This window comes from uncultured Georgenia sp. (assembly GCF_937958535.1).
Lineage (GTDB): Bacteria > Actinomycetota > Actinomycetes > Actinomycetales > Actinomycetaceae > Oceanitalea.
In genome coordinates, this window is sequence record NZ_CALGNQ010000036.1 from 1 (window position 1) to 23,324 (window position 23,324).

At 74.8% G+C, this 23,324-nt stretch carries 22 protein-coding genes and 1 riboswitch; of the genes, 20 read left to right on the forward strand and 2 right to left on the reverse strand.

The annotated features are described in order from the left end of the window. The 11 genes from Q0195_RS01900 to Q0195_RS01950 all read left to right on the forward strand — a co-directional run. Positions 1-815, forward strand: an 815-nt coding sequence (locus Q0195_RS01900; RefSeq protein WP_299273802.1) for an aspartate carbamoyltransferase catalytic subunit, incomplete at its 5' end; no start/stop codon positions are given. After that, complete coding sequence (locus tag Q0195_RS01905) at positions 812-2,134, forward strand: dihydroorotase (protein ID WP_299273804.1); 1,323 nt, start codon at positions 812-814, stop codon at positions 2,132-2,134. The genes Q0195_RS01900 and Q0195_RS01905, both read left to right, overlap by 4 nt. Beyond that, positions 2,131-3,345 carry a glutamine-hydrolyzing carbamoyl-phosphate synthase small subunit gene (carA, locus tag Q0195_RS01910; protein WP_299273807.1) on the forward strand — a complete coding sequence of 405 codons (1,215 nt, stop codon included), beginning with the start codon at positions 2,131-2,133 and terminating at the stop codon, positions 3,343-3,345. Before Q0195_RS01905 ends, carA begins: the two co-directional genes overlap by 4 nt. Then, positions 3,345-6,677, forward strand: coding sequence for a carbamoyl-phosphate synthase large subunit (gene carB, locus Q0195_RS01915; protein WP_299273810.1), 3,333 nt, complete (start codon positions 3,345-3,347; stop codon positions 6,675-6,677). The genes carA and carB overlap by 1 nt, the downstream gene beginning before the upstream one ends. Continuing rightward, on the forward strand, positions 6,674-7,537 hold the full coding sequence (gene pyrF, locus Q0195_RS01920; protein WP_299273813.1) for an orotidine-5'-phosphate decarboxylase: 864 nt from the start codon (positions 6,674-6,676) through the stop codon (positions 7,535-7,537). The genes carB and pyrF overlap by 4 nt, the downstream gene beginning before the upstream one ends. A 118-nt stretch (positions 7,538-7,655) precedes the next feature. After that, complete coding sequence (mihF, locus tag Q0195_RS01925; RefSeq protein ID WP_299273815.1) at positions 7,656-7,967, forward strand: integration host factor, actinobacterial type; 312 nt, start codon at positions 7,656-7,658, stop codon at positions 7,965-7,967. Next, positions 7,964-8,551, forward strand: coding sequence for a guanylate kinase (gmk, locus tag Q0195_RS01930; RefSeq protein WP_299273818.1), 588 nt, complete (start codon positions 7,964-7,966; stop codon positions 8,549-8,551). Before mihF ends, gmk begins: the two co-directional genes overlap by 4 nt. 64 nt (positions 8,552-8,615) lie before the next feature. Next, entirely contained in the window at positions 8,616-8,882 is a 267-nt protein-coding gene (rpoZ, locus tag Q0195_RS01935; protein ID WP_299273820.1) for a DNA-directed RNA polymerase subunit omega, read from the forward strand. Between the two features lie 17 nt (positions 8,883-8,899). Next, complete coding sequence (gene coaBC / locus Q0195_RS01940) at positions 8,900-10,099, forward strand: bifunctional phosphopantothenoylcysteine decarboxylase/phosphopantothenate--cysteine ligase CoaBC (protein WP_299273910.1); 1,200 nt, start codon at positions 8,900-8,902, stop codon at positions 10,097-10,099. Between the two features lie 31 nt (positions 10,100-10,130). Beyond that, on the forward strand, positions 10,131-11,327 hold the full coding sequence (gene metK / locus Q0195_RS01945) for a methionine adenosyltransferase (protein WP_299273913.1): 1,197 nt from the start codon (positions 10,131-10,133) through the stop codon (positions 11,325-11,327). 71 nt (positions 11,328-11,398) lie between these two features. Beyond that, a complete protein-coding gene (locus Q0195_RS01950) occupies positions 11,399-13,429 on the forward strand; it encodes a primosomal protein N' (protein ID WP_299273823.1) in 2,031 nt (676 codons plus the stop codon). 3 nt (positions 13,430-13,432) lie between these two features. Here the strand turns inward: Q0195_RS01950 and Q0195_RS01955 are convergent, their stop codons facing one another. Continuing rightward, entirely contained in the window at positions 13,433-14,482 is a 1,050-nt protein-coding gene (locus Q0195_RS01955) for a putative sulfate exporter family transporter (protein WP_299273825.1), read from the reverse strand. A gap of 82 nt (positions 14,483-14,564) precedes the next feature. Between Q0195_RS01955 and Q0195_RS01960 the strand changes: the two genes are divergently transcribed. From Q0195_RS01960 to Q0195_RS02000, 9 genes are all read left to right on the forward strand, one after another. Further along, on the forward strand, positions 14,565-15,221 hold the full coding sequence (locus Q0195_RS01960) for an HAD family phosphatase (RefSeq protein WP_299273827.1): 657 nt from the start codon (positions 14,565-14,567) through the stop codon (positions 15,219-15,221). 43 nt (positions 15,222-15,264) lie between these two features. After that, positions 15,265-16,224: a methionyl-tRNA formyltransferase gene (gene fmt, locus Q0195_RS01965; RefSeq protein ID WP_299273830.1), complete on the forward strand. Its 960-nt coding sequence runs from the start codon at positions 15,265-15,267 to the stop codon at positions 16,222-16,224. Next, on the forward strand, positions 16,221-17,711 hold the full coding sequence (locus tag Q0195_RS01970; RefSeq protein ID WP_299273833.1) for a transcription antitermination factor NusB: 1,491 nt from the start codon (positions 16,221-16,223) through the stop codon (positions 17,709-17,711). The genes fmt and Q0195_RS01970 overlap by 4 nt, the downstream gene beginning before the upstream one ends. Positions 17,712-17,750: 39 nt before the next feature. After that, positions 17,751-18,410 (forward strand): ribulose-phosphate 3-epimerase, encoded by a 660-nt coding sequence (gene rpe / locus Q0195_RS01975; protein ID WP_299273835.1) that lies wholly within the window; start codon positions 17,751-17,753, stop codon positions 18,408-18,410. Between the two features lie 45 nt (positions 18,411-18,455). Further along, positions 18,456-18,579, forward strand: a riboswitch (FMN riboswitch). A gap of 83 nt (positions 18,580-18,662) precedes the next feature. Next, the gene (locus Q0195_RS01980; RefSeq protein ID WP_299273838.1) at positions 18,663-19,532 is read left to right on the forward strand and encodes an ABC transporter permease; all 870 of its coding nucleotides are present in this window, start codon (positions 18,663-18,665) and stop codon (positions 19,530-19,532) included. After that, positions 19,529-20,554: an ABC transporter substrate-binding protein gene (locus tag Q0195_RS01985; protein ID WP_299273841.1), complete on the forward strand. Its 1,026-nt coding sequence runs from the start codon at positions 19,529-19,531 to the stop codon at positions 20,552-20,554. Before Q0195_RS01980 ends, Q0195_RS01985 begins: the two co-directional genes overlap by 4 nt. 50 nt (positions 20,555-20,604) lie before the next feature. Further along, on the forward strand, positions 20,605-20,868 hold the full coding sequence (locus Q0195_RS01990; RefSeq protein WP_299273844.1) for a phosphoribosyl-ATP diphosphatase: 264 nt from the start codon (positions 20,605-20,607) through the stop codon (positions 20,866-20,868). A gap of 20 nt (positions 20,869-20,888) precedes the next feature. Next, positions 20,889-21,731: an ATP phosphoribosyltransferase gene (gene hisG, locus Q0195_RS01995; protein ID WP_299273846.1), complete on the forward strand. Its 843-nt coding sequence runs from the start codon at positions 20,889-20,891 to the stop codon at positions 21,729-21,731. Beyond that, the gene (locus tag Q0195_RS02000) at positions 21,728-22,180 is read left to right on the forward strand and encodes a PH domain-containing protein (RefSeq protein WP_299273849.1); all 453 of its coding nucleotides are present in this window, start codon (positions 21,728-21,730) and stop codon (positions 22,178-22,180) included. Before hisG ends, Q0195_RS02000 begins: the two co-directional genes overlap by 4 nt. On the opposite strand, the gene Q0195_RS02005 is transcribed toward Q0195_RS02000, so the two are convergent. After that, positions 22,177-23,307 carry a DUF3866 family protein gene (locus Q0195_RS02005; protein WP_299273852.1) on the reverse strand — a complete coding sequence of 377 codons (1,131 nt, stop codon included), beginning with the start codon at positions 23,305-23,307 and terminating at the stop codon, positions 22,177-22,179. The two genes, Q0195_RS02000 and Q0195_RS02005, sit on opposite strands and share 4 nt — an antisense overlap. Between the last annotated feature and the right edge of the window lie 17 nt (positions 23,308-23,324).

A 23,324-nucleotide genomic window follows, 5' to 3' on the forward strand; every position in this document is an offset into this window, starting at 1 on the left:
TCGAGGCTGCCGCCAAGCGGCTCTCGGCCGACGTCATCAACTTCGCCGCCAAGGGTTCCAGCGTGTCCAAGGGCGAGTCGCTCAAGGACACCGCCCAGACCCTCCAGGCGATGGGCGCCGACGCCGTCGTCATCCGGCACAGCGCCTCCGGCGCCCCGCACCGGCTGGCCCACTCCGGGTGGGTCGACGTGCCCGTGGTCAACGCCGGTGACGGCACCCACCAGCACCCCACCCAGGCGCTGCTCGACGCCTTCACCGTCCGGCGCCACCTCGCCGCCGGCGGGGGCGACCCGCGCGGCCGTGACCTCGCCGGGCTGTCCGTCGTCATCGTGGGGGACGTGCTCCACTCCCGGGTGGCGCGCTCCAACGTCGACCTCCTCACCACCCTCGGCGCACGGGTCACCCTCGTGGCACCACCCACCCTCGTCCCCGTCGGGGTGCACACCTGGCCCGCCCAGGTCCGCTACGACCTCGACGCCGCGATCGCCGAGGGGCCGGACGCCGTCATGATGCTGCGCGTCCAGCGGGAGCGGATGTCCAGCGCAGGCGGCGGGTACTTCCCCTCACCCCTGGAGTACCACCGCCAGTACGGCCTCACCGGCGCGCGGCTCGCCGCCCTGCCCGACCATGCCATCGTCATGCACCCCGGGCCGATGAACCGCGGCCTGGAGATCTCCGCGGAGGCCGCCGACAGCCCCCGTTCGACCGTCGTCGAGCAGGTCGCCAACGGTGTCTCCGTGCGCATGGCCGTCCTCTACCACCTCCTCGCCGGGGCACCGGCACCGACCCCGACGACCCAAGGAACCACCCCGTGACCAGCTACCTCATCCAGGGGGCCGCCCCGCTCGGGGGCGAGCCCACCGACCTGCTCCTCACCGACGGCGTCATCGCCGCCATCGGCCCCGACGCCACCGGTGCCGCACCCACCGGCACCCGCACCGTCGACGCACACGGCCTCGTCGCCCTGCCCGGCCTCGTCGACCTCCACACCCACCTGCGCGAGCCCGGCCGCGAGGACGCCGAGACCGTGTGGTCCGGGACGCGCGCCGCCGCGCTCGGCGGCTTCACCGCGGTCCACGCCATGGCCAACACCTACCCGGTGGCCGACACCGCCGGCGTCGTCGAGCAGGTGTGGCGCCTGGGCCGCGAGGCCGGGTGGGCCGACGTCCACCCGGTGGGCGCGGTCACCGTCGGCCTGGCCGGCGAGCAGCTCGCCGAGCTCGGTGCCATGGCCGCCTCCCAGGCACGCGTGCGGGTCTTCTCCGACGACGGCCACTGCGTGTGGGACCCGGTGCTCATGCGCCGTGCCCTGGAGTACGTCAAGGCCTTCGACGGCGTCATCGCCCAGCACGCCCAGGAGCCCCGCCTCACCGAGGGGGCCCAGATGAACGAGGGGGTGGTGTCGGCCGAGCTCGGACTCACCGGATGGCCCGCGGTCGCCGAGGAGTCGGTCATCGCCCGCGACGTCCTGCTCGCCGAGCACGTCGGGTCGCGGGTGCACATCTGCCACCTGTCCACCGCCGGCTCGGTGGAGATCGTGCGCTGGGCCAAGGCCCGCGGCATCGACGTCACCGCCGAGGTCACGCCCCACCACCTGCTCCTCACCGACGAGCTCGCCCGCACCTACGACCCGGTGTACAAGGTCAACCCGCCGCTGCGGACCGCCGAGGACGTGCGCGCCCTGCGCGCGGCGCTGGCCGACGGCACCATCGACATCGTCGCCACCGACCACGCGCCCCACCCGGTGGAGGACAAGGACTGCGAGTGGGCCGACGCCGCGTTCGGCATGACCGGGCTGGAGACCGCCCTGTCCGTCGTCGTCGAGACCATGGTCGAGCCGGGGCTGCTCGACTGGGCCGGGGTCGCCCAGGTGCTCTCCACCCGCCCCGCCCGGATCGGACGTGTCGAGTCTCACGGCCGCCCCCTCGCCGTGGGGGAGCCGGCCAACCTCACCCTGGTGGACCCGGCCGCGCGCGTCGTCGTCGACGGTGCCCAGCAGGCGACCACCAGCCGCAACACCCCCTTCCAGGGCCGTACCCTGCCAGGGCGCGTCGTGGCCACGTTCCTCCGCGGGCGTGCCACCGTCCTCGACGCCCAGCCCGTCGCCGACCACGTACCAGGAGGAACCCGGTGAGGAACCAGCGAGCGGACGCCCTGCTCGTCCTGGAGGACGGCTACGTCCTCCCGGGCCGTGCCTACGCTGCCGAGGGACGGACCGTCGGGGAGATCGTCTTCGCCACCGCGATGACCGGCTACCAGGAGACGGTCACCGACCCCTCCTACCACCGGCAGATCGTCACGATGACCGCCCCGCACATCGGCAACACCGGCGTCAACGACGAGGACGCCGAGTCCGACCGGGTGTGGGTCGCCGGTCTGGTCATCCGCGAACCCGCCCGGCGCGCGTCGAGCTGGCGCTCGGTGCGCGAGTTCGAGGACGAGCTGCGCGACCAGGGCGTGGTCGGCATCTGCCACGTCGACACCCGCGCGCTCACCCGTCGGCTGCGCGACCGCGGTGTCATGCGCGCGGGCATCTTCTCCGGTGCGGCGCTGCCCGCCGGGGCGATGTCGCTGGGCCACCCCGGCCTCGGGGTGCTCATCGACCTCGTGCGCCAGGCCCCGCAGATGACCGGCGCGGCCCTCGCCGGGGAGGTCTCCACCCAGGAGGCCTACGTCGTCGAGCCGAGCGGTGAGTTCGCGGGCCGTGAGCCGGTCGCGGAGATCGTCGCCGTCGACCTCGGGATCAAGGCCCGCACACCCGCCCAGCTGGCCGAGCGCGGGGCCCGGGTGCACGTCGTCCCGCAGCACACCACGCTCGCCGAGATCATCGCGCTGAACCCGGACGGCGTCTTCTTCTCCAACGGCCCGGGCGACCCGGGCACTGCCGACCACGAGGTCGAGCTGCTCCGCGGCATCCTCACCCAGGGCATCCCGTTCTTCGGGATCTGCTTCGGCAACCAGCTCCTCGGCCGGGCACTCGGCTACGGCACCTACAAGCTCGACTACGGTCACCGCGGCGTCAACCAGCCGGTGCTCGACCGCACCACCGGGAAGGTCGAGATCACCGCCCACAACCACGGCTTCGCCGTCGACGCCCCGATCGCCGAGGTGAGCACCGCGCCCTACGACAACGGCCGCTTCGGCCGCGTCGAGGTCTCCCACATCAGCCTCAACGACGGAGTGGTCGAAGGCCTGCGCGCCCTGGACATCCCGGCCTTCTCCGTCCAGTACCACCCCGAGGCGGCGGCCGGCCCGCACGACGCCGCCCACCTCTTCGACCGCTTCCTCGAGCTCGTGACGCAGTACCGGAGCTCGCGTACCCACACCGCTGGAGAGAACGCCTGATGCCGCGCCGTACCGACCTGCGCTCCGTCCTCGTCATCGGCTCCGGGCCGATCGTCATCGGGCAGGCCGCCGAGTTCGACTACTCCGGCACCCAGGCCTGCCGGGTGCTGCGCGAGGAGGGCCTGCGCGTCGTCCTGGTCAACTCCAACCCGGCGACGATCATGACCGACCCGGAGGTGGCCGACGCCACCTACGTCGAGCCGATCACCCCCGAGGTCGTCGCGACCATCATCGCCAAGGAGCGTCCCGACGCCCTCCTGCCCACCCTCGGTGGCCAGACCGCGCTCAACACCGCGATCGCGCTGCACGAGGCCGGGGTGCTCGAGGAGTACGGGGTGGAGCTCATCGGCGCCTCCGTCGAGGCGATCCACGCCGCCGAGGACCGCCAGGCCTTCAAGGAGATCGTCGAGCGCTGCGGCGCCGAGGTGGCTCGCTCCGTCATCGCCCACTCCCTGGAGGAGTGCCACGCCGCCGCCGAGGAGCTGGGCTACCCGCTCGTCGTGCGGCCCTCCTTCACCATGGGCGGGCTCGGCTCCGGCCTGGCCCACACCCCGGAGGACCTCGACCGCATCGCGGGGGCGGGCCTGCAGTACTCACCGACCACCGAGGTGCTCCTCGAGGAGTCCATCCTCGGCTGGAAGGAGTTCGAGCTCGAGCTGATCCGCGACCGGTCGGACAACGTCATCGTCGTGTGCTCCATCGAGAACGTCGACCCGGTCGGCGTGCACACCGGCGACTCCGTCACCGTCGCTCCGGCCATGACCCTCACCGACCGCGAGTTCCAGCGGATGCGGGACATCGGCATCGCGGTCATCCGCGAGGTCGGGGTCGACACCGGCGGGTGCAACGTGCAGTTCGCCGTCGAGCCCACCACCGGCCGGATGATCGTCATCGAGATGAACCCGCGGGTCTCCCGGTCCTCCGCGCTGGCCTCCAAGGCCACCGGGTTCCCGATCGCCAAGATCGCCGCCCGCCTGGCGATCGGGTACACGTTGGAGGAGATCCCCAACGACATTACCAGGTCCACGCCCGCCTCCTTCGAGCCGGCGCTGGACTACGTCGTCGTCAAGGTGCCCCGGTTCGCGTTCGAGAAGTTCCCCGCCGCCGACCCGGTGCTGACGACGACGATGAAGTCGGTGGGCGAGGCCATGGCCCTGGGCCGCAACTACACCGAGGCGCTGCAGAAGGCGCTGCGCTCCATCGACAGCGGCGGCAGCGTCTTCCACTGGGACGGCCCCGCCCCGGACGCCGAGCAGACCGCGGCGCTGCTGGAGTCGGTGCGCACCCCCACCGCCCACCGGCTCGTGGACATGCAGCAGGCCATCCGCGGCGGCGCCACCGTCGCCGAGCTCCACGAGGCCACCCGGATCGACCCGTGGTTCCTCGACCAGATGATGCTCGTCGAGGAGGTCGCCGCCGAGCTGCGCGCCGCGCCCGCCCTCACCCGCGAGCTGATCGCCGAGGCCAAGCGCCACGGCTTCTCCGACGCGCAGATCGGTCAGCTGCGCGACCTGTCGGAGGACGCCGTGCGCGAGGTGCGCCACGCCTACGGGCTGCGCCCCGTGTACAAGACGGTCGACACCTGCGCCGCGGAGTTCGCCGCCGAGACCCCCTACCACTACTCCTCCTACGACCTGGAGACCGAGGTCGAGCCGCGCGAGCGCGAGGCGGTCATCATCCTCGGCTCGGGCCCCAACCGCATCGGCCAGGGCATCGAGTTCGACTACTCCTGCGTCCACGCCACGATGGCGCTGGCCGAGCGGTACGAGACGGTCATGGTCAATTGCAACCCGGAGACCGTCTCCACCGACTACGACATCTCCGACCGGCTCTACTTCGAGCCGCTGACCTTCGAGGACGTCCTGGAGGTCTACCACGCCGAGCTCGCCGTCGGGCCGGTCGCCGGTGTCATCGTCCAGCTCGGCGGGCAGACGCCGCTCAGCCTCGCCCAGCGGCTCGCCGACGCCGGGGTGCCGATCCTCGGTACCCCGCCCGAGGCGATCGACGCCGCCGAGGACCGCGGCAACTTCGGCGCCGTCCTCGACCGTGCCGGCCTGCCCGCTCCCGCCTTCGGCACCGCGACCACCCTGGAGCAGGCCGAGGAGGTCGCCGCCCGGGTCGGCTACCCGGTGCTCGTGCGCCCCTCCTACGTGCTCGGTGGGCGCGGCATGGAGATCGTCTACGACGCCGCCCAGCTGCGCGACTACGCCCGGCGCACCGGTATCGGGGCGACCACCGGCCCGCTCCTCATCGACCGCTTCCTCGACGACGCCATCGAGATCGACGTCGACGCCATCTACGACGGCACCGAGCTCTTCCTCGGCGGCGTCATGGAGCACATCGAGGAGGCCGGCATCCACTCCGGTGACTCCGCCTGCGTGCTGCCCCCGGTGACGATCTCCCAGCGGGAGATCGAGCGGATCGCCGAGTCGACCCGGGCCATCGCCGAGGGGGTCGGCGTGCGCGGGCTCCTCAACATCCAGTTCGCCCTCGTCTCCGACGTCCTCTACGTCATCGAGGCCAACCCCCGCGCCTCGCGCACGGTGCCGTTCGTGGCCAAGGCCACCGGGGTGCCGCTGGCCAAGGCCGCCTCGCTCGTCATGGCGGGGGCCACCATCGCCGAGCTGCGCGAGCGGGGCGTGCTGCCCCTGCGCGACGCGACCCACCCGGACCTCGACGCGCCGCTGGCGGTCAAGGAGGCGGTGCTGCCGTTCAAGCGGTTCGCCACCCGGGAAGGATCGGTGGTGGACACCGTCCTCGGCCCCGAGATGCGCTCCACCGGCGAGGTCATGGGCTACGACGTGGACTTCCCGCGCGCCTTCGCCAAGTCCCAGGCCGCCGCCTACGGCGGCCTGCCGGCCGGCGGCACGGTGTTCGTCTCGGTCGCCGACCGGGACAAGCGGTCGCTGGCCATCCCCGTCGCCCGGCTGCAGAACCTCGGCTTCGAGATCCTCGCCACGGCCGGCACGGCCGCGGTGCTCCACCGCAACGGCATCCCCGCCCGCCTCGTGCGCAAGGCCTCCGACGGGCGCGGCCCCGACGGCGAGCCGACCATCATCGACCTCATCGAGTCCGGCGAGGTCGACATGGTGGTCAACACCCCCTCCGGGCAGGGCACCCGGGCCGACGGCTACGAGATCCGGACCGCGACCACCGCCACGGACAAGCCGATCATCACGACGATGCAGGAGTTCAACGCCGCCGTGCAGGCGATCGAGGTCTCCGGCCTCGGCCCGATGACCGTGACCTCGCTGCAGGAGCACGACGCCGCCCGCGCCGCGCGGGCGGCCCGGGCGCAGGAGGGGGCCGGCGCCGGCCGGGTCGGCCGATGAGCACCCCGGTGCCGTTCGGCACCCGGCTCGCCGCCGCGCTGGACGAGCGCGGCCCGCTGTGCGTGGGCATCGACCCCCATCCCGGGCTGCTCACCGCGTGGGGGCTGCCCGACGACCCGCGCGGGCTGCGCGAGCTCGCCCTGCGGGTGGTGGACGCCCTGGGCGGCCGGGTCGCCGCGCTCAAGCCGCAGTCCGCGCTCTTCGAGCGGCACGGCGCCGCCGGCGTCGCGGTGCTCGAGGAGGTGCTGGTCGCGTGCCGGGACACCGGCGTGCTCAGCGTGCTCGACGTCAAGCGGGGCGACATCGGCTCGACCATGGCCGCCTATGCCCAGGCCTACCTCGCCGATGGCGCGCCGCTGGCCGCCGACGCCGTCACACTGTCCCCGTTCCTCGGGCTCGGGTCGCTGGCCCCGGCCGTCGAGCTCGCCCACGCCACCGGCAGGGGGGTGTTCGTCCTCGCGCTCACCTCCAACCCGGAGGGTGCGACGGTCCAGCACGCCGTCGGCCCGGAGGGGCGCTCGGTCGCCGCCGCGCTCGTCGAGGGCGTTGCCGGTCTCAACGCCGCAGGCCCGGTGGGGGAGGGGCTCGGCTCGGTCGGGCTCGTCGTCGGTGCGACGACGGGGTCGGCCGTGCGTGACCTGGGTATCGACCTCGCCGCCTCCCGGGCGCCGCTCCTGGTCCCGGGGATCGGGGCGCAGGGCGCCGGGAGGGCCGAGCTCGCCGCGGTCTTCGCCGGGGCCGAGCACGCCGTCCTCGCCAGCACCTCGCGGGCCGTGCTCGCCGCCGGCCCGCAGGCGGGCGACCTGCGGGCCGCCGCCGCCGACGCGGGTGCCGAGGTGCGCGCGGCCGTCTCCCGGTGAGCGCGCGGATGCACGGACGTGCGGTCGGGCCCCTGACCCCACGGTCACTGGCAGACTTGGGGCCGTGCTCGGTACCTTGCGCTGAGCAGACCCTGTCCCCGTCCCCGAGGTGATCGTCGTGGCCCTTCCGTCCCTGACTCCCGAGCAACGCGCCGCCGCCCTGGCCAAGGCCGCGGCTGCGCGGAGCCGTCGCGCCGAGGTGAAGAACCGGCTGAAGTACTCCCAGATCTCCCTGGCGCAGGTCATCGAGGACGCGGCCCAGGACGAGGCGCTGGGCAAGATGCGCGTCGTCGAGCTGCTCGAGTCGCTCCCGGGGGTCGGCAAGGTCAAGAGCCGCGCGATCATGGCCGAGATCGGGATCTCCGAGTCCCGCCGGGTCCGCGGGCTGGGCCACAACCAGCTCGAGGCACTGCTCGAGCGGTTCGGGTGACCGTGACCCCGAGCTCGCCGGCCGCCGAGTCCCGCCTCACCGTCCTCGCCGGACCCACCGCGGTCGGCAAGGGCACCGTCTCGGCGGACATCCGCCGCCGCTACCCCCGGGTGTGGCTCTCGGTCTCCGTGACCACCCGCCCCCCGCGCCCGAACGAGGTGGACGGCGTCCACTACCACTTCATCTCCGAGGAGGAGTTCGACCGGATGATCGCCGACGGCGAGCTCCTGGAGTGGGCGGTCGTGCACGGCCGCCACCGCTACGGCACCCCTCGTGGGCCGGTGGAGGAGCAGCTGCGCAAGGGGGAGCCGGCACTCCTGGAGATCGACCTGCAGGGGGCCCGCCAGGTCCGGCGGACGATGCCCAACGCCCGCTTCGTCTTCCTCGCCCCGCCCTCCTTCGAGGAGCTCGAGCGGCGCCTCCTCGCGCGGGGCACCGAGGGACCGGAGGAGCGCGCCCGCCGGCTGCGCACCGCACGGGAGGAGCTGGCCGCCGCCGACGAGTTCGACGACATCATCGTCAACGACGTCGTGACACGCGCCACCGACGAGCTCGTCTCCCTCATGGGACTGCCGACCGAGTAGACTGGATCGCTGCGCGTGCCCGCATCCGCGGGTGCCGCCCCACCACCCGAGACCTGAGGTGACCATGTCCGGAACCGTTGCCCAGCCCGAGGGCATCACCGACCCGCCGATCGACGAGCTGCTCGAGGCCGCGGACTCCAAGTACGCCCTCGTCATCTACGCCGCCAAGCGGGCCCGCCAGATCAACGCCTACAACGCCCAGCTCCAGGAGGGCCTGCTGGAGTTCGTCGGCCCCCTCGTCCCGCACGGTCAGAACGACAAGCCGCTGTCGATCGCGCTGCGCGAGATCAACGAGGGTCTGCTCCAGGCCACGCCGACCACCGAGGAGTGAGCCGGCGCCAGCCCGGGCTGCGCGTCCTGCTCGGGGTCACCGGAGGGATCGCCGCGTACAAGGCGGTCTTCATCGTGCGCGCCCTGCGCGAGGCCGGTCACCGGGTGCGGGTCATCCCCACCGAGGCCGCGCTCGAGTTCGTCGGGCGCCCCACGTGGGAGGCGCTGTCCGGGGAGCCGGTCACGACGAGCGTCTTCGAGGGTGCCACCGAGGTCGACCACGTCGCCCTCGGGCGCAGTGCCGACCTCGTCGTCGTCGCCCCCGCCACCGCCGACCTGCTCGCCCGGGCGGCGACCGGGCGGGCCGACGACCTGCTCACGACGACGCTGCTCACCGTCACCTCCCCGGTGCTCCTCGCCCCGGCGATGCACACCGAGATGTGGCAGCACCCGGCGACGGTGGCGAACGTCGCCACACTGCGCGCCCGCGGTGTCACCGTGCTCGACCCCGACTCCGGCCGGCTCACCGGCGCCGACACCGGACCGGGCCGGCTGCCCGAGCCCGAGGCGATCACCGCCGCCGCGCTCGCCCTCGTCACACCGCAGGACCTCGCCGGCCGGAGGGTCGTCGTCAGCGCGGGCGGCACCCGCGAGCCGCTCGACCCGGTCCGCTTCCTCGGCAACCGGTCCTCCGGCCTCCAGGGCGCCGCCCTCGCGCTCGAGGCCGCCCAGCGGGGCGCGGACGTCACGCTGCTCGCCGCCTCCATCGACGCCCCCGCCCGCGCGCTGGTCGCGCACCCGGCGATCGACGTCGTCGACGTCGAGACGACCGCCGAGCTCGCCGCCGCCGTCGACACCCACACGAGCGGGGCGGACGTCCTCGTCATGGCCGCCGCCGTCGCCGACTTCCGGCCCGCCACCACCGCGGACCGCAAGATCAAGAAGGACGAGTCGGCCCCCGACGTCGTCCACCTCGTGCAGAACCCCGACATCCTCGCCACCGTGGCCGCCCGCCCCCGGGACCGGCTCGTCGTCGTCGGCTTCGCCGCCGAGACCGGCACCCCCGAGGAGGTGCTGGAGCTCGGCCGCGCCAAGGCGCGGCGCAAGGGCGCCGACCTGCTCGCCGTCAACGCGGTCGGCCACGGCCGGGGCTTCGGCGACGTCGCCAACGCCGTCACCGTGCTCGACGCCCGGGGCGAGGCGGTGGGCGAGGCCGCCGGCACCAAGCAGGACGTCGCCCGCGGGCTGTGGGACCTCATCGTCCCGCGGCTGCGCTGACCCGCTCATCTAGGATCGACCGGTGACCTCCATGCCCAGCCTGCGTCTCTTCACGTCCGAGTCCGTGACCGAGGGCCACCCCGACAAGGTGTGCGACCGGATCTCCGACTCGATCCTCGACGCCATCCTCCGTGAGGACCCGGACGCACGAGTCGCGGTCGAGACCATCGTCACGACCGGTCTGGTCACCGTCGTCGGCGAGGTGACCACCGAGGCGTACGTCGAGATCCCGCAGATCGTGCGCCGTGAGGTCAGCGCCATCGGCTACACCTCCTCCTCCATCGGCTTCGACGGCCACTCCTGCGGCGTGCAGGTCTCCATCGGGCAGCAGTCCCCGGACATCGCCAGCGGCGTGGACACGTCGTGGGAGAGCCGGGCGGGGGAGCGGCGCGACCCCTTCGACGACCAGGGTGCCGGCGACCAGGGCTTCATGGTCGGGTACGCCAGTGACGACACCCCGCAGCTCATGCCACTGCCCATCTGGCTGGCCCACCGGCTCGCCGAGCGGCTCGCCTTCGTGCGCAAGGAGGGCATCGTCGCCGGGCTGCGCCCGGACGGGAAGACCCAGGTGACCATCGCCTACGACGGAGACCGGCCGGTGGCGCTGGACTCGCTGGTCGTCTCCGCCCAGCACGACGCCGACGTCACCTCCGCCTGGCTGCGCTCGGCGATCGCCGCCGAGGTCGTCGCCCCCGTGCTCGCCGAGCACGCCCCGCAGCTCGACACCGCCGGCCACAACCTCTACGTCAACCCGACGGGCCAGTTCGTCGTCGGCGGACCGATGGGCGACGCGGGCCTCACCGGGCGCAAGATCATCGTCGACACCTACGGCGGCATGGCCCGCCACGGCGGGGGCGCCTTCTCCGGCAAGGACCCCTCCAAGGTGGACCGCTCCGCCTCCTACGCCACCCGGTGGGTGGCCAAGAACGTCGTCGCCGCTGGCCTCGCCCGCCGGTGCGAGGTGCACGTCGCCTACGCCATCGGCATGGCCCACCCGGTGGGCGTCTACGTCGAGACCTTCGGCACCGAGACGGTGCCGGTGGAGCGGATCACGGCCGCCGTCACCGAGGTCTTCGACCTGCGCCCCGCCGCGATCGTCGACGCGCTCGACCTCCTGCGTCCGATCTACCGGGACACCAGCGCCTACGGCCACTTCGGCCGGGAGCTGCCCACCTTCACCTGGGAGCGCACCGACCGGGTCGAGGAGCTGCGCCGGGCCGTCGGCTGACCCGCCCCCGCCTGTGGAGGGCCTGCCCGACGTCGGTGGCCCGTGGTGAGATGTGAGCGGAGGTGAGACCGGTGCACCAGCCCACGCTGCTCGAGGGCACCTCCGGGGTGCGCACGGTCTCCGGCGTCGAGGCCGCGGGCGTCGAGCTGCCTGTCGCACGCGTGGCGGTGGACGTGCCGCTGCCGCACCTGGACCGGCCCTTCGACTACCGGGTGCCGCCCGAGCTCGACGCCGCCGCGCAGCCCGGCACCCGGGTCTCGGTACGGTTCGCCGGCAAGGACCGGGCCGGCTTCGTGCTGGAGCGCGCCGCCACCACCGACCACCACGGCACGCTCACCCCGATCCGGCGGGTGGTCTCCGCGCAGCCGGTGCTCACTCCCGAGGTCGCCCACCTGTGCCGGGCCGTCGCCGACCGCTACGCCGGCACGCTCATGGACGTCGTCCGCCTCGCCGTCCCGCCCCGTCACGCCACCACCGAGAAGGCGGTGCTCGAGGCCGGCGCCGCGGACCGCACCGGCACGACTGCCGCCCACCTGCCCGGCACCGCCTGGCAGGACTACGTCGGCGGCCCGGCGTACGTGCGGCGACTGGCGGCGGGGGAGTCACCCCGGGCCGTCTGGTCGGCGCTGCCCCAGCACGGGTCCGGGACACCGGACCGGCTCGCGGCGATCGCCGAGGCGTGTGCCGCCACCCTCGCCTCCGGGCGCGGCGTGCTCGTCGTCGTGCCCGCCGCCGCCGACGTCGAGGAGCTGCACGCGGTGCTCACCGAGGCACTGCCCGGCGAGCCCGTCGTCGCGCTGCAGGCCGAGCACGGCCCGGCGCGCCGCTACCGCGCCTTCCTCCGGGTGCTCCTCGGGCAGGCCCGCGTGGTCGTCGGCACCCGGGCCGCCGCGTTCGCGCCCGTACGCAGGCTCGGCCTCGTCGTGTGCTGGGACGACGGCGACGACCTCCTCGCCGAGCCGCGCGCACCCTACCCGCACGCCCGGGAGGTGCTCACCCTGCGAGCCGCGCACGAGCGGGCCGGGCTCCTGCTCGGGGGATGGTCGCGCACCGTGGAGGCCGCCCTGCTCGTCGAGTCCGGCTGGGCGGCACCCGTCGTCGCCACCCGCGCCACGGTGCGTGCCCGCACACCGCGGGTCGAGGCACCGGGGGAGGTCGACCTCGCCCGGGAGGGCCCGGCTGCCGCCGCCCGGATCCCGCACCCGGCCTGGCGGCTGGTCCAGGAGGCCCTGGAGAACGGCCCGGTGCTCGTCCAGGTCCCGCGCGCGGGGTACCTGCCCGTCGTCGCCTGCCGGCGCTGCCGGGAGCCGGCCCGGTGCCGGGAGTGCCACGGGCCCCTCCAGCTCGCCGGGCGGTCCAGCGTGCCCGCGTGCCGCTGGTGCGGGCGTCCGGACCGGACCTGGGCCTGCCCAGCCTGCGGCAGCACCGCGCTGCGGGCCCGCCGCGTGGGCTCGGCCCGCACCGCCGAGGAGCTCGGCCGGGCCTTCCCCAAGGTGCCGGTCCTCCTCTCCGGCGCCCGCGCCGACCACGGGGTGGTGCGCGAGGTCGACGACCGTCCGCGCGTCGTCGTCGCCACACCCGGTGCCGAGCCGGTGGCCCGGGGCGGCTACCAGGGTGCGCTGCTGCTCGACGGCGCCGCTGTCTCCGGGCGCCAGGACCTCGGCGCCGAGGCCGAGGCGCTGCGCCGCTGGCTGGCCGCGGCCGCGCTCGTGCGCCCGGCCTCCGCCGGGGGCCGCGTCATGCTGCTCGGCGACCCTGCCCCGGTCCCGGCCCAGGCGCTCGTGCGCTGGGACCCGGCCGGGTTCGCGGAGCGGGAGCTGGAGCAGCGGCGGGAGCTGCGGCTGCCCCCGGCGGCGCGCCTCGCCGCCGTGCGCGGCACCTCCCGCGCCGTCGCGAGCCTCCTGCGGTACCTCGAGCTGCCTGCCGGTGCGGAGGTCCTGGGCCCGGTGCCGTGGTCGGAGGAGGAGGTCCAGGCCATCGTGCGCACCGACCTGCGCGACGGCGCTCAGCTCACCCGCGCCCTGGCCCAGGCGGCAGCCGTGCGCAGCGCCCACAAGGAGCCCGACACCGTCCGCGTCGAGGTCGACCCCGCGGAGATCTGACCGTCAGCCGGTCCCGGTGAGGGCTATGATCGCCAGCGCGCTGAGCGTGACGAGCACCCAGAGGATCCCGCCGAGCAGCAGCGGCCGCAGCCCGGCGGCGCGCAGCGCGGGCAGGTCGGTGGACAACCCGATCGCCGTCAGCGCCACCGTGATGAGGAACGTCGCCGCCGTCGCCAGCGGACCGTGCCACGCGGCGGGGACGAGCCCGAGGCTGTTGACCGTCGCGAGCACGAGGAAGCCGACGAGGAACCACGGCACGAGACGCACGACCGACGGGCGGGCCGACCCGCCGGTGGCCAGGCGGTCGCGGCGGGCGACCAGGACGGACAACCCCAAGACGATCGGGATGATGAGGAGCGTCCGGACGAGCTTGACGACGACGGCGTGGTCGGCCGCCGTCGGCCCGAAGGTCGTCGCGGCGGCGACCACCGAGGAGGTGTCGTTGACCGCGGTGCCGGCGAACAGCCCGAAGACCTCCTCACTCATCCCGAGGAGCTGGCCGAGCGGCGGGAAGACGAGCACCGCGGCGAGGTTGAAGGCGAACACCGTCGACAGGGCGTAGGCGACGTTGCTGCCCGAGGCACGCACCACCGGGGTGACGGCGGCGATCGCGGACGCCCCGCAGATCGCGGTCCCCGTCCCGATGAGGGCCCGCAGCTCGTCGTTCACCCCGAGCAGGCGCCCGACCACCGCAGCGCCCACGAGGCACACCACCACCGTGCCGAGCATGACGGGCAGCGAGCTGCGGCCGACGTCGGCCACCTGCGCCAGCGACAGCCGCGCCCCGAGCAGGACGACCGCGACCTGGAGCACGAGCTTGCTCGCGACCGTGAGCCCGGGGGCCAGCGTCGGCACCGCCCCGGCCCGGCGGCGCAGCAGCACCCCGACCGCGACGCCGAGGACCACGCCGCTCACCGGCGCCCCCACCACCGGCAGCGCGGTCCCCACGGCGGTTGCCACGACGGCGAGCACCACCGCGAGCGCCAGACCGGGGAGCCTGCCCCGCCACCGTGCGGTGAGTGTGCTGTCGGGTCGGTGGGCGGCGAGGGACATGTCCCCATGATCCGCCTCCGCGGGCCGGGGGAACGAATCGGGATAGGCTCGACGGCGGTCCTGAGAGAAAGGTCGCAGCTCCATGCAGTCCTCGCCCGCCGCCAACGGCCCGATCACCACCGTCGTCTTCGACCTCGGCCGGGTGCTCGTCGAGTGGGACCCCTACGACGCCTTCGCCGACCGCTGGACGCGGGAGGAGTGGGAGGCGTTCTCCGCCGAGATCGACTTCCCGGCCTTCAACCACGAGCAGGACGCGGGGCGGACCATCGCCGACGCGACCGCCGCCCTGGCGGCGACCCACCCCCACCGCGTCGCCGACTTCGAGCACTACATCCGCAACTTCGCCCGCTCCCTCGGGGGGCCGGTCCCCGGCACCACCGAGATCGTCGACGAGCTGCGCGCGGCCGGTGTCCGGGTGCTGGGCCTGACGAACTGGTCGGCCGAGACGTTCCACGAGGCCGCCCGCTCCGCGCCGGTCATCGACCGCCTCGAGGCGGTGCTCGTCTCGGGCGAGGTCGGCCTCGCCAAGCCGGACCCGGCGATCTACGAGCTCCTCGTCGACCGGTTCGCGCTCGACCCCGCCCGCACCGTGTTCACCGACGACTCCCCGCCGAACGTCGCGAGCGCCGCCGCGCTGGGACTCCTCGCCCTGCACTTCACCGACGCCGACCGGCTCCGCTCCGACCTGGCCGGCCTCGGGCTGCCCGTGCGACCGCTCGCACCTTCCGACGAGACCTGAGCGTGAGCGTGGCGGCCGGGCGGTCCACCTAGACTCCTGGACCATGCGCCTCCTCTTCGCCGGCACCCCCGAGGTCGCCCTCCCGTCGCTGCGCACCCTGGTGGACTCCGAGCACGACGTCGTCGCGGTGCTCACCCGGCCCGACGCCCGCCGCGGCCGCGGCCGCACCCTGCACCCCAGCCCGGTGGCCGCCTGGGCCCGGGAGCGCGGCCTGCCCGTGCTCACCCCCCGCACGCTGCGCGACCCCGAGGTGCAGCAGCAGATCGCCGACCTCGACCTCGACGCCGCCGCCGTCGTCGCCTACGGTGCGCTGCTGCCGCGTGAGCTGCTCGACGTCCCCCGGCACGGCTGGGTCAACCTCCACTTCTCCCTGCTGCCGGCCTGGCGGGGCGCCGCCCCGGTGCAGCATGCCCTCATCGCCGGCGACGACGTCACCGGCGCGACGACGTTCCTCATCGAGGAGGGCCTGGACACCGGGCCCGTACTCGGCACCCTGACCGAGACCGTCCGCCCCCGCGACACCGCCGGGGACCTCCTGACCCGGCTCGCCGAGGCGGGTGCGCCGCTGCTCCTGGCGAGTCTCGAGGCGCTCCACGCCGGCACTGCCACCCCTGTCCCGCAGCCCGCCGACGGCGTGAGCCTCGCACCGCGGCTCGAGCCGGCCGACGCACGGGTGGACTGGGCGGCCCCCGCCGCCGCCGTCGACCGCCTGGTCCGCGGCACCACCCCGGCACCGGGAGCGTGGACCACCGCCCCGGACGGCTCCCGGCTCAAGCTCCGCCCCGTGCGACCGCGCCCCGACGTCACCGACCTGGCACCCGGCCAGGTCCGCGCCGGCAAGCACGAGGTGCTGGTGGGCACCGGCAACGGCGCGGTCGAGCTCGGCGAGGTCGCTCCTGCGGGACGCTCGTGGATGGCGGCGGCCGACTGGGCGCGCGGCGCCCGCCTTCCGCAGGACGCTCGGCTCGGTGGGGACGCCCGGCCCGGCGAGGACGCCCGGTGAGCGAGCAGCCGCGCGGCCGCGGCCACGGCCCCCGCGGTGGGCAGCGCCCCCGTCGCCAGACCGGCCGACCCACCGGGCGTCACACGCCCGACGCCGCCCGGGCAGCGGCAGCCGACGTCCTGGAGGCCGTCGCCACCGGGGACGCCTACGCCAACCTCGTCCTGCCCCGGGTGCTGCGCGAGCGTGGCCTGACCGGGCGCGACGCCGCTTTCGCCACCGAGCTCGTCTACGGCACGCTGCGCCTGCGCGGACGCTACGACGCGGTCCTCGAGCACTGCACCCGAGGGCGCCCGCTCGACCAGGTCGACCCGCCGGTGCTCGACCTGCTGCGTCTGGGCACCCACCAGCTCCTGGGCATGCGGGTCCCGCCCCACGCCGCCGTCTCCCAGACCGTCGCCCTGGTCCGTGAGCGGGCCGGGCACGGCGCCGTCGGCTTCGTCAACGGCGTGCTGCGCGCCGTCGCCCGCGCGGACCTGGAGACCTGGCTCGACCGGCTGCGCACCGCGACCACCGACGAGGTCGACCGGCTGGCCGCCGTCGAGTCCCACCCCGCGTGGGTGGTGCGCGCCATGCGGTCCGCGCTGCGCGCCACCGGCCGGCCCACCGACGAGCTGGTCGACCTGCTGCGCGCGGACAACCAGTCACCTGCCGTCACGCTCGTCGCCCGCCCCGGCCTCATCTCCCCGGAAGCGCTCACCCGGCAGGTCGAGGGCACCCTGGCCCAGCACGCCGAGCCGGGGCGCTGGGCACCGACGGCACTGCGGCTGCCCGGCGGCGACCCCGCCGCGCTGGCCGCGGTCCGCGACGCACGAGCCGGGGTGCAGGACGAGGGCAGCCAGCTCGTCGCCCTCGCCCTCGCCGCTGCCCCCCTCGGCCACGCCGAGGAGGAGCACCGGTGGCTCGACCTGTGCGCCGGACCGGGCGGGAAGGCCGCCCTCCTCGGTGCGGTCGCCGCCCGGCGCGGGGTGCGTCTCGTCGCCAACGAGGTCGCCCCCCACCGGGCCCGCCTCGTGCGGCAGTCCACCGCGGCGCTGCCCGCCGACGCGGTCGAGGTCCGTACCGGGGACGGGCGCCTCCTCGGCGAGGAGGAGCCGGAGGGCTACGACCGGGTCCTCGTCGACGCCCCGTGCACCGGCCTGGGCGCCCTGCGCCGCCGCCCCGAGGCACGCTGGCGCCGCACACCCCAGGACCTGCCCACGCTGACCACCCTCCAGCGCGAGCTGCTCACCTCCGCGCTCCGGGCGGTCAAGCCCGGGGGAGTGGTCGCCTACGTCACCTGCTCACCCCACCTGGCCGAGACCGCCGCCGTCGTCGACGACGTCCTGCGCGGGCGGGACGACGTCACCCGCCTCGACGCCCGTGCTGCCGTCGCCGCGGCCGCCGCCACCGAGGTGCCCGCCCTCGGCGACGGTCCGCAGGTCCAGCTGTGGCCCCATCTCCACGGCACGGACGCGATGTTCCTCGCCCTCCTGCGCCGGGACCGCTGACCCGCGGCCCACCCCCGCCCGCCGGGTAGGGTCGGAGCCGTGACCGTACGCATCACCCCCAGCATCCTCAACGCCGACTTCGCCGACCTCACCGGCGAGCTCGCGCGCATCGCCTCCGCCGACCTCGTGCACGTGGACGTCATGGACAACCACTTCGTGCCGAACCTCACCCTCGGGCTACCGGTCGTCGAGCGGATCGTCGCGGTGAGCCCCGTCCCGGTCGACGCCCACCTGATGATCGCCGACCCCGACCGCTGGGCCCCCGCCTACGCCGAGGCCGGCTGCGCGTCGGTCACCTTCCACGCCGAGGCCTCCGTGGCGCCGCTGCGCCTCGCCCGCGAGATCCGTCGCGCCGGCGCCCGGGCGGCCGTCGCGGTGCGCCCCACCACCGACATCACGCCCTACCTCGACTACCTCGACGAGCTCGACATGATCCTCGTCATGACCGTCGAGCCCGGCTTCGGCGGGCAGCCGTTCCTCCCCGGCACTGTGGGCAAGATCCGCGCCGCGCGGACGGCGATCGACGCCTCCGGGCGCGACGTGTGGCTCCAGGTCGACGGCGGCATCTCCCGGAGCACCATCGCGGTCGCCGCGCAGGCCGGTGCCGACACCTTCGTCGCCGGCTCGGCGGTCTACGGGGCGGACGACCCGGACGCCGAGGTCGTCGCGCTGCGCGAGCTCGCCGCCGCCGCGCGGTAGCGGTTCGCCGCGGGCGCGGCACCTGTGGCACACTGACCGCGCAAGTACGTGCTCCGGGGTCGGTGAGATTCCGAACCGGCGGTGACAGTCCGCGACCCGCCTTGCGAGGCGGTTGACCTGGTGGAACTCCAGGACCGACGGTGAAAGTCCGGATGGGAGGATGCACGCGCGCGCACCGGATCCCGGTGCGCGCGGCAGCCGCGCACGCGTCTGTCGACCCCGGTCCACGCCGATGAGGACCGGAGGGACGACATGGCGCAGCCCGCAGCGCACCCGGCGCCGCTCGCGCGCACGCTGGCCGCGCACCGCCGCTCCCGCCGCCTCGTCCTGCTCACCCCGGTCGCGCTGGGCGCCGGCGTCCTCCTCCTGTGGGAGTCGGTGGCCCGTGCCGGGCTGGTCTCCCCGTTCTTCCTGCCCGCCCCCTCCGCGGTGGCCCGGCGGCTGTGGGCCGACCTCACCACCGGCGGCCTGCTCGGGTACACCTGGGTGACCTGGGCGGAGGCGCTCCTGGGCAGCCTGCTCGGCGCCGCGGTCGCCTTCCCCCTCGGCTACCTCATCGCCCGCAACCGGTGGGTCGCCGCCGGCCTGCAGCCCTACGTCGCCGCCTCCCAGGCGCTGCCCGCGGTGGCGCTTGCGCCACTGCTCGTCATCTGGGTCGGCTACGGGCTGCTGCCCATCGTGCTGCTCTGCGCGCTGCTCGTCTTCTTCCCCATCCTCCTCGCCACCGTGCTCGGGATGCGCACCCTGGACCCGGAGGTGGTCGACGCGGCCCGCCTCGACGGTGCGCACGGCTGGACCATGCTGCGGCACATCGAGGTCCCCATGGCGCTGCCCAGCCTGCTCACCGGCCTGCGCAACGGCTTCACCCTGTCCGTCACCGGTGCCGTGGTCGGTGAGTTCGTCATGGGCGGGCAGGGGCTGGGCATGGTGCTCTCCGTCCAGGCCAACTCCGCCGACACCACCGGCCTGTTCGCCACCCTCACCGTCCTGTCCGCCCTCGCCATCGCGATGTACACCCTGCTGCGCGCCGTCGAGCGGGTCGCGGTGCCCGAGGGCCCCACCGCCCGCACCCGGTTCGCCGCCCGGCGCACCGCACGCCGACCCGTAAGGAGCACCCTGTGAGAGCTGTCCGCACCGCCGCCGGCGTCGTCGCCGCGTCCGCCGTCCTCCTCGCCGCCGCCTGCAGCGACCCCGCCACCGACCCCGCACCCGAGCCGGGGGAGGGCACCACCGCCGCCACCGACAGCACCGGCGAGGTGGTCATCGGGCTGACCTACACCCCCGACGTCCAGTTCGCGCCCTTCTACCTCGCCGAGGCCAACGGCTACTACGAGGAGGCCGGTGTGGAGGTGAGCCTGCGTCACCACGGCGCCTCGGAGTCGCTCTTCGGTGCCCTCGAGGCGGGGGAGGAGGACCTCGTCGTCGCGGGCGGCGACGAGATGCTCCAGGCACGCGCCGCCGGCGTCCCGGTGGTCACCGTCGCCACCCTCTACGAGGAGTACCCGGTGGTGCTCATCGTCCCCGCGGACTCCGACATCACCTCGCCCGCCGACCTCGCCGGCCGCTCGGTGGGCGTGCCCGGCCCGTTCGGCGAGACATGGTTCGGGCTGCTGGCGCTCCTCGCCGACGCCGGCCTCACCGAGGAGGACGTCACCGTCGAGCACATCGGGTTCACCCAGCAGGCCGCTCTCGCCGCCGGCCACGTCGACGCCGTCATGGGCTTCGCCAACAACGACGCCGTCCAGTTCGCCCAGGCGGGCGTGGAGGTGCGCACCATCGCGCTCGAGGACGTCCCGCTCGTCGGGATCGGGCTCGGCGCGCACGACGACCTGCTGGCCGAGGACACCGAGATGCTCGCGGCCGTCCTGGCCGCGACCATGCGGGGGGTCCGGGACGTCGTCGCCGACCCGCGGGCGGCGGTCGACGTCGCCGCCGAGTACGTCCCCGGCCTGACCGACCCCACCGCCCGGGAGGCCGCCCTGGCCACCCTGGAGGCGACGGTCCCGCTGTACGGCGCGGCGACCGGTGAGAGCGACCTCGCGCTGTGGGAGGAGATGGCCGCGTTCATGGACGTCCACGGCCTGCTCGAGGGCGAGGTCGACGTCGCCGCGGCCGTCACCAACGACCTCCTCGGTGCCGGGTGACGGTGGACGCCTGCCGCGGGCAGGGTGCGACGGGGCCTATCCTGAGGCACGTGAAGACCTTCGACGACCTCTTCGCCGAGCTGCAGCACAAGGCCGCCACCCGACCCGAGGGGTCGGGCACGGTCGCCCTGCTGGACGCCGGGGTCCATGCGATCGGCAAGAAGATCGTCGAGGAGGCGGCCGAGGTCTGGATGGCGGCCGAGCACGAGGGTGCCGAGGCCACCGCGCTGGAGATCTCCCAGCTCCTCTACCACCTGCAGGTACTCATGGTCGCTCGAGGCATCGACCTCGAGGACGTCTACCGCAAGCTCTGACCCACCACCCCGGAGACCCTGTGCTGCGCATCGCCGTCCCCAACAAGGGCTCGCTGTCCGAGCCCGCCATCGAGCTCCTCGCCGAGGCCGGGTACCGCCGGCGGCGGGACCGGGAGCTCGTGCTGCCCGACCCGGACAACGACGTCGAGTTCTTCTTCCTGCGTCCGCGTGACATCGCCGTGTACGTCGGCTCGGGCACCGTCGACATCGGCATCACCGGGCGGGACCTGCTGCTCGACTCCGGCACCACCGCCGTCGAGCACCGACCGCTCGGCTTCGCCCGCTCGACGTTCCGCTTCGCCGCGCCGCCCGGCACGGTGCGCTCGGTGGAGGACATCGCCGGCAAGCGGGTGGCGACGAGCTACGACGTGCTCGTCGGCAACTACCTCGCCGAGCGAGGGGTCGAGGCGACCGTGGTCCACCTCGACGGCGCCGTGGAGTCCTCCGTCCAGCTCGGCATCGCCGACGTCGTCGCCGACGTCGTCGAGACCGGCTCCACGCTGCGCGCCGCCGGCCTGGAGACCTTCGGGGAGCCGATCCTGCACTCCGAGGCGGTGCTCATCCGCCCCGCGAGCAAGCCCGCCGACGCCGCCGTGGCCGTCCTCGACCGCCGCATCCAGGGCGTGCTCGTGGCGCGCCAGTACGTCCTCATCGACTACGACGTGCCGGTGGAGCACGTGGAGAAGGCGGTGGCCGTCACCCCCGGCCTGGAGTCCCCGACCGTCTCCCCGCTGCACGACGGCAACTGGCGGGCGGTGCGGGCGATGGTGCGCCGGGAGGACACCAACCGGGTGATGGACGAGCTGTACGAGGTCGGGGCGCGGGCGATCATCGTCACCTCCATCCACGCCTCGCGGCTGTGACGGTCCCGCCGGAGCTGCTGCGTCCGTTCCGCCCCCGGGCGGCGCGCTGGGTGGCCTCGGTCCTCTTCGTCCTCACCGTCCTCGGACTGCCCACGCTCCTCGTCGTCATGGCCGTCAACGACCTGGAGATGCCGCTGGGCGACCTCGTCGGCTTCAGCCTCACCGCGCTCGTACTGGCCTGGCTGTGCTTCCGGCAGGCGGCCGTGCGCGCCGTCCCGGACGAGTCCGGCATCACCGTGCGCAACGTCGTCCGCGTCCGGCGTCTGGCGTGGGAGCAGATCGTCGCCGTCCGGTTCGGGCAGAACCACCCGTGGGCCCAGCTCGACGTGTCCGACGGCACCACCCTCGCCGTCATGGCGGTGCAGACCGCCGACGGCGAGCACGGCCGGCGGGAGGCGGGACGGCTCGCCGCCCTGGTCCAGCTCCACGAGAGCGACGAGCCGGGCTAACCGGCGGGCGGCGCCTCCTGCGACGCCAGGACGGCCGCGTGCGCACCTGCCGCGGCGGAGGCGAGGAACGCGGCCTCGTCCTCGTCGAGCCCGCGGCCCATCGTCGAGAGCCGGACCGGCACGTCCTCCAGGGCCCGGCGCAGGCCCCCCGCCGGCACCTCGACCAGCCGGTGTGGGCCGGTCGGTGCGCACAGCGTGCCGGCCTGCTCGCGCACCCCCTGCCAGAAGGGGCCGGGCAGGTCGGGCACGACGACGTCCGCCGGCCGCAGCGCCACCCGCCCGTAGGCGGTGAGGCTGTGGTGCGAGACGCCGCGGTGCCGCTCCCGCGGGTCCGCCTGGGAGACGCGCAGCGCGGCCACCGGGCGTCCGCCCAGCACCGCGGCCGCGTTGAGCGCCTCCCCGGCGGCCACCCCGGAGAACCCCCACCGGGTGCCGGTGCCGAGGTTGCCCGGTCCCTGGGTGACGACGGCGACGTCCGCGCCCACGACGATCCGCGCCGCGAGCAGCGCCGTGTGCACCCCGACGGACTCCAGGTCCCCGCCGAAGGCCTGGCCGGCGGTGATCGTGGCCGCCAGCCACCCGGCCTCGCGCAGCGTGGCCACCGAGCGGGAGAAGGCGAGGGGCAGCGCCCCGCCGTCGGTCATGACATAGACCACGCGCGGTGCGGGCCGGCCGGTCTCGGCGGCCCGGGCCCGCAGGCCGGCGAGCACGGCCGGCAGCGCGGAGTGCAGGTCGGCGACCACGACGACGAGCCCGTCGAGGTCGTCCGCGTCGCGCAGCTGCGTGTGCCACGGCGACTCCTGCTCGTCCACGCCGAGCACCATCGGCTGCAGCGGTGTGTAGCGCGCCTTGACGACGTGCCCCGGGCCGGGTGCCGGGTCCGGCGGCAGTCGGTCCGGCAACGCGACGACCATCGCGTAGCCGCCCGTGCCCAGGCCGCGCACCAGCGCGGAGACGGTGAGCGTCACCCGGTCGCCCGGGCGCGGCTCACCGACGAGGGCGGGGTAGGCCAGCGCCCGCACCGCGGCACGGCCGCCCGCCGGTCGGTCCAGGTCCACGTCGAGCTCCACGGCACCGGCCCACGAGCCGCGCACGGCCCGCACCACTCCGTCACGCCACGAGATCACGCCCGCACGCTACCCGA

Bases quoted from the DNA above. Each gene is read 5' to 3' on its own strand.
- fmt (WP_299273830.1), top strand. From the start codon at position 15,265: ATGCGCCTCCTCTTCGCCGGCACCCCCGAGGTCGCCCTCCCGTCGCTG.
- Q0195_RS01960 (WP_299273827.1), top strand. From the start codon at position 14,565: ATGCAGTCCTCGCCCGCCGCCAACGGCCCGATCACCACCGTCGTCTTC.
- pyrF (WP_299273813.1), top strand. From the start codon at position 6,674: ATGAGCACCCCGGTGCCGTTCGGCACCCGGCTCGCCGCCGCGCTGGAC.
- carB (WP_299273810.1), top strand. From the start codon at position 3,345: ATGCCGCGCCGTACCGACCTGCGCTCCGTCCTCGTCATCGGCTCCGGG.
- Q0195_RS01955 (WP_299273825.1), bottom strand. From the start codon at position 14,482: ATGTCCCTCGCCGCCCACCGACCCGACAGCACACTCACCGCACGGTGG.
- rpoZ (WP_299273820.1), top strand. From the start codon at position 8,616: ATGTCCGGAACCGTTGCCCAGCCCGAGGGCATCACCGACCCGCCGATC.
- Q0195_RS01980 (WP_299273838.1), top strand. From the start codon at position 18,663: ATGGCGCAGCCCGCAGCGCACCCGGCGCCGCTCGCGCGCACGCTGGCC.
- metK (WP_299273913.1), top strand. From the start codon at position 10,131: ATGCCCAGCCTGCGTCTCTTCACGTCCGAGTCCGTGACCGAGGGCCAC.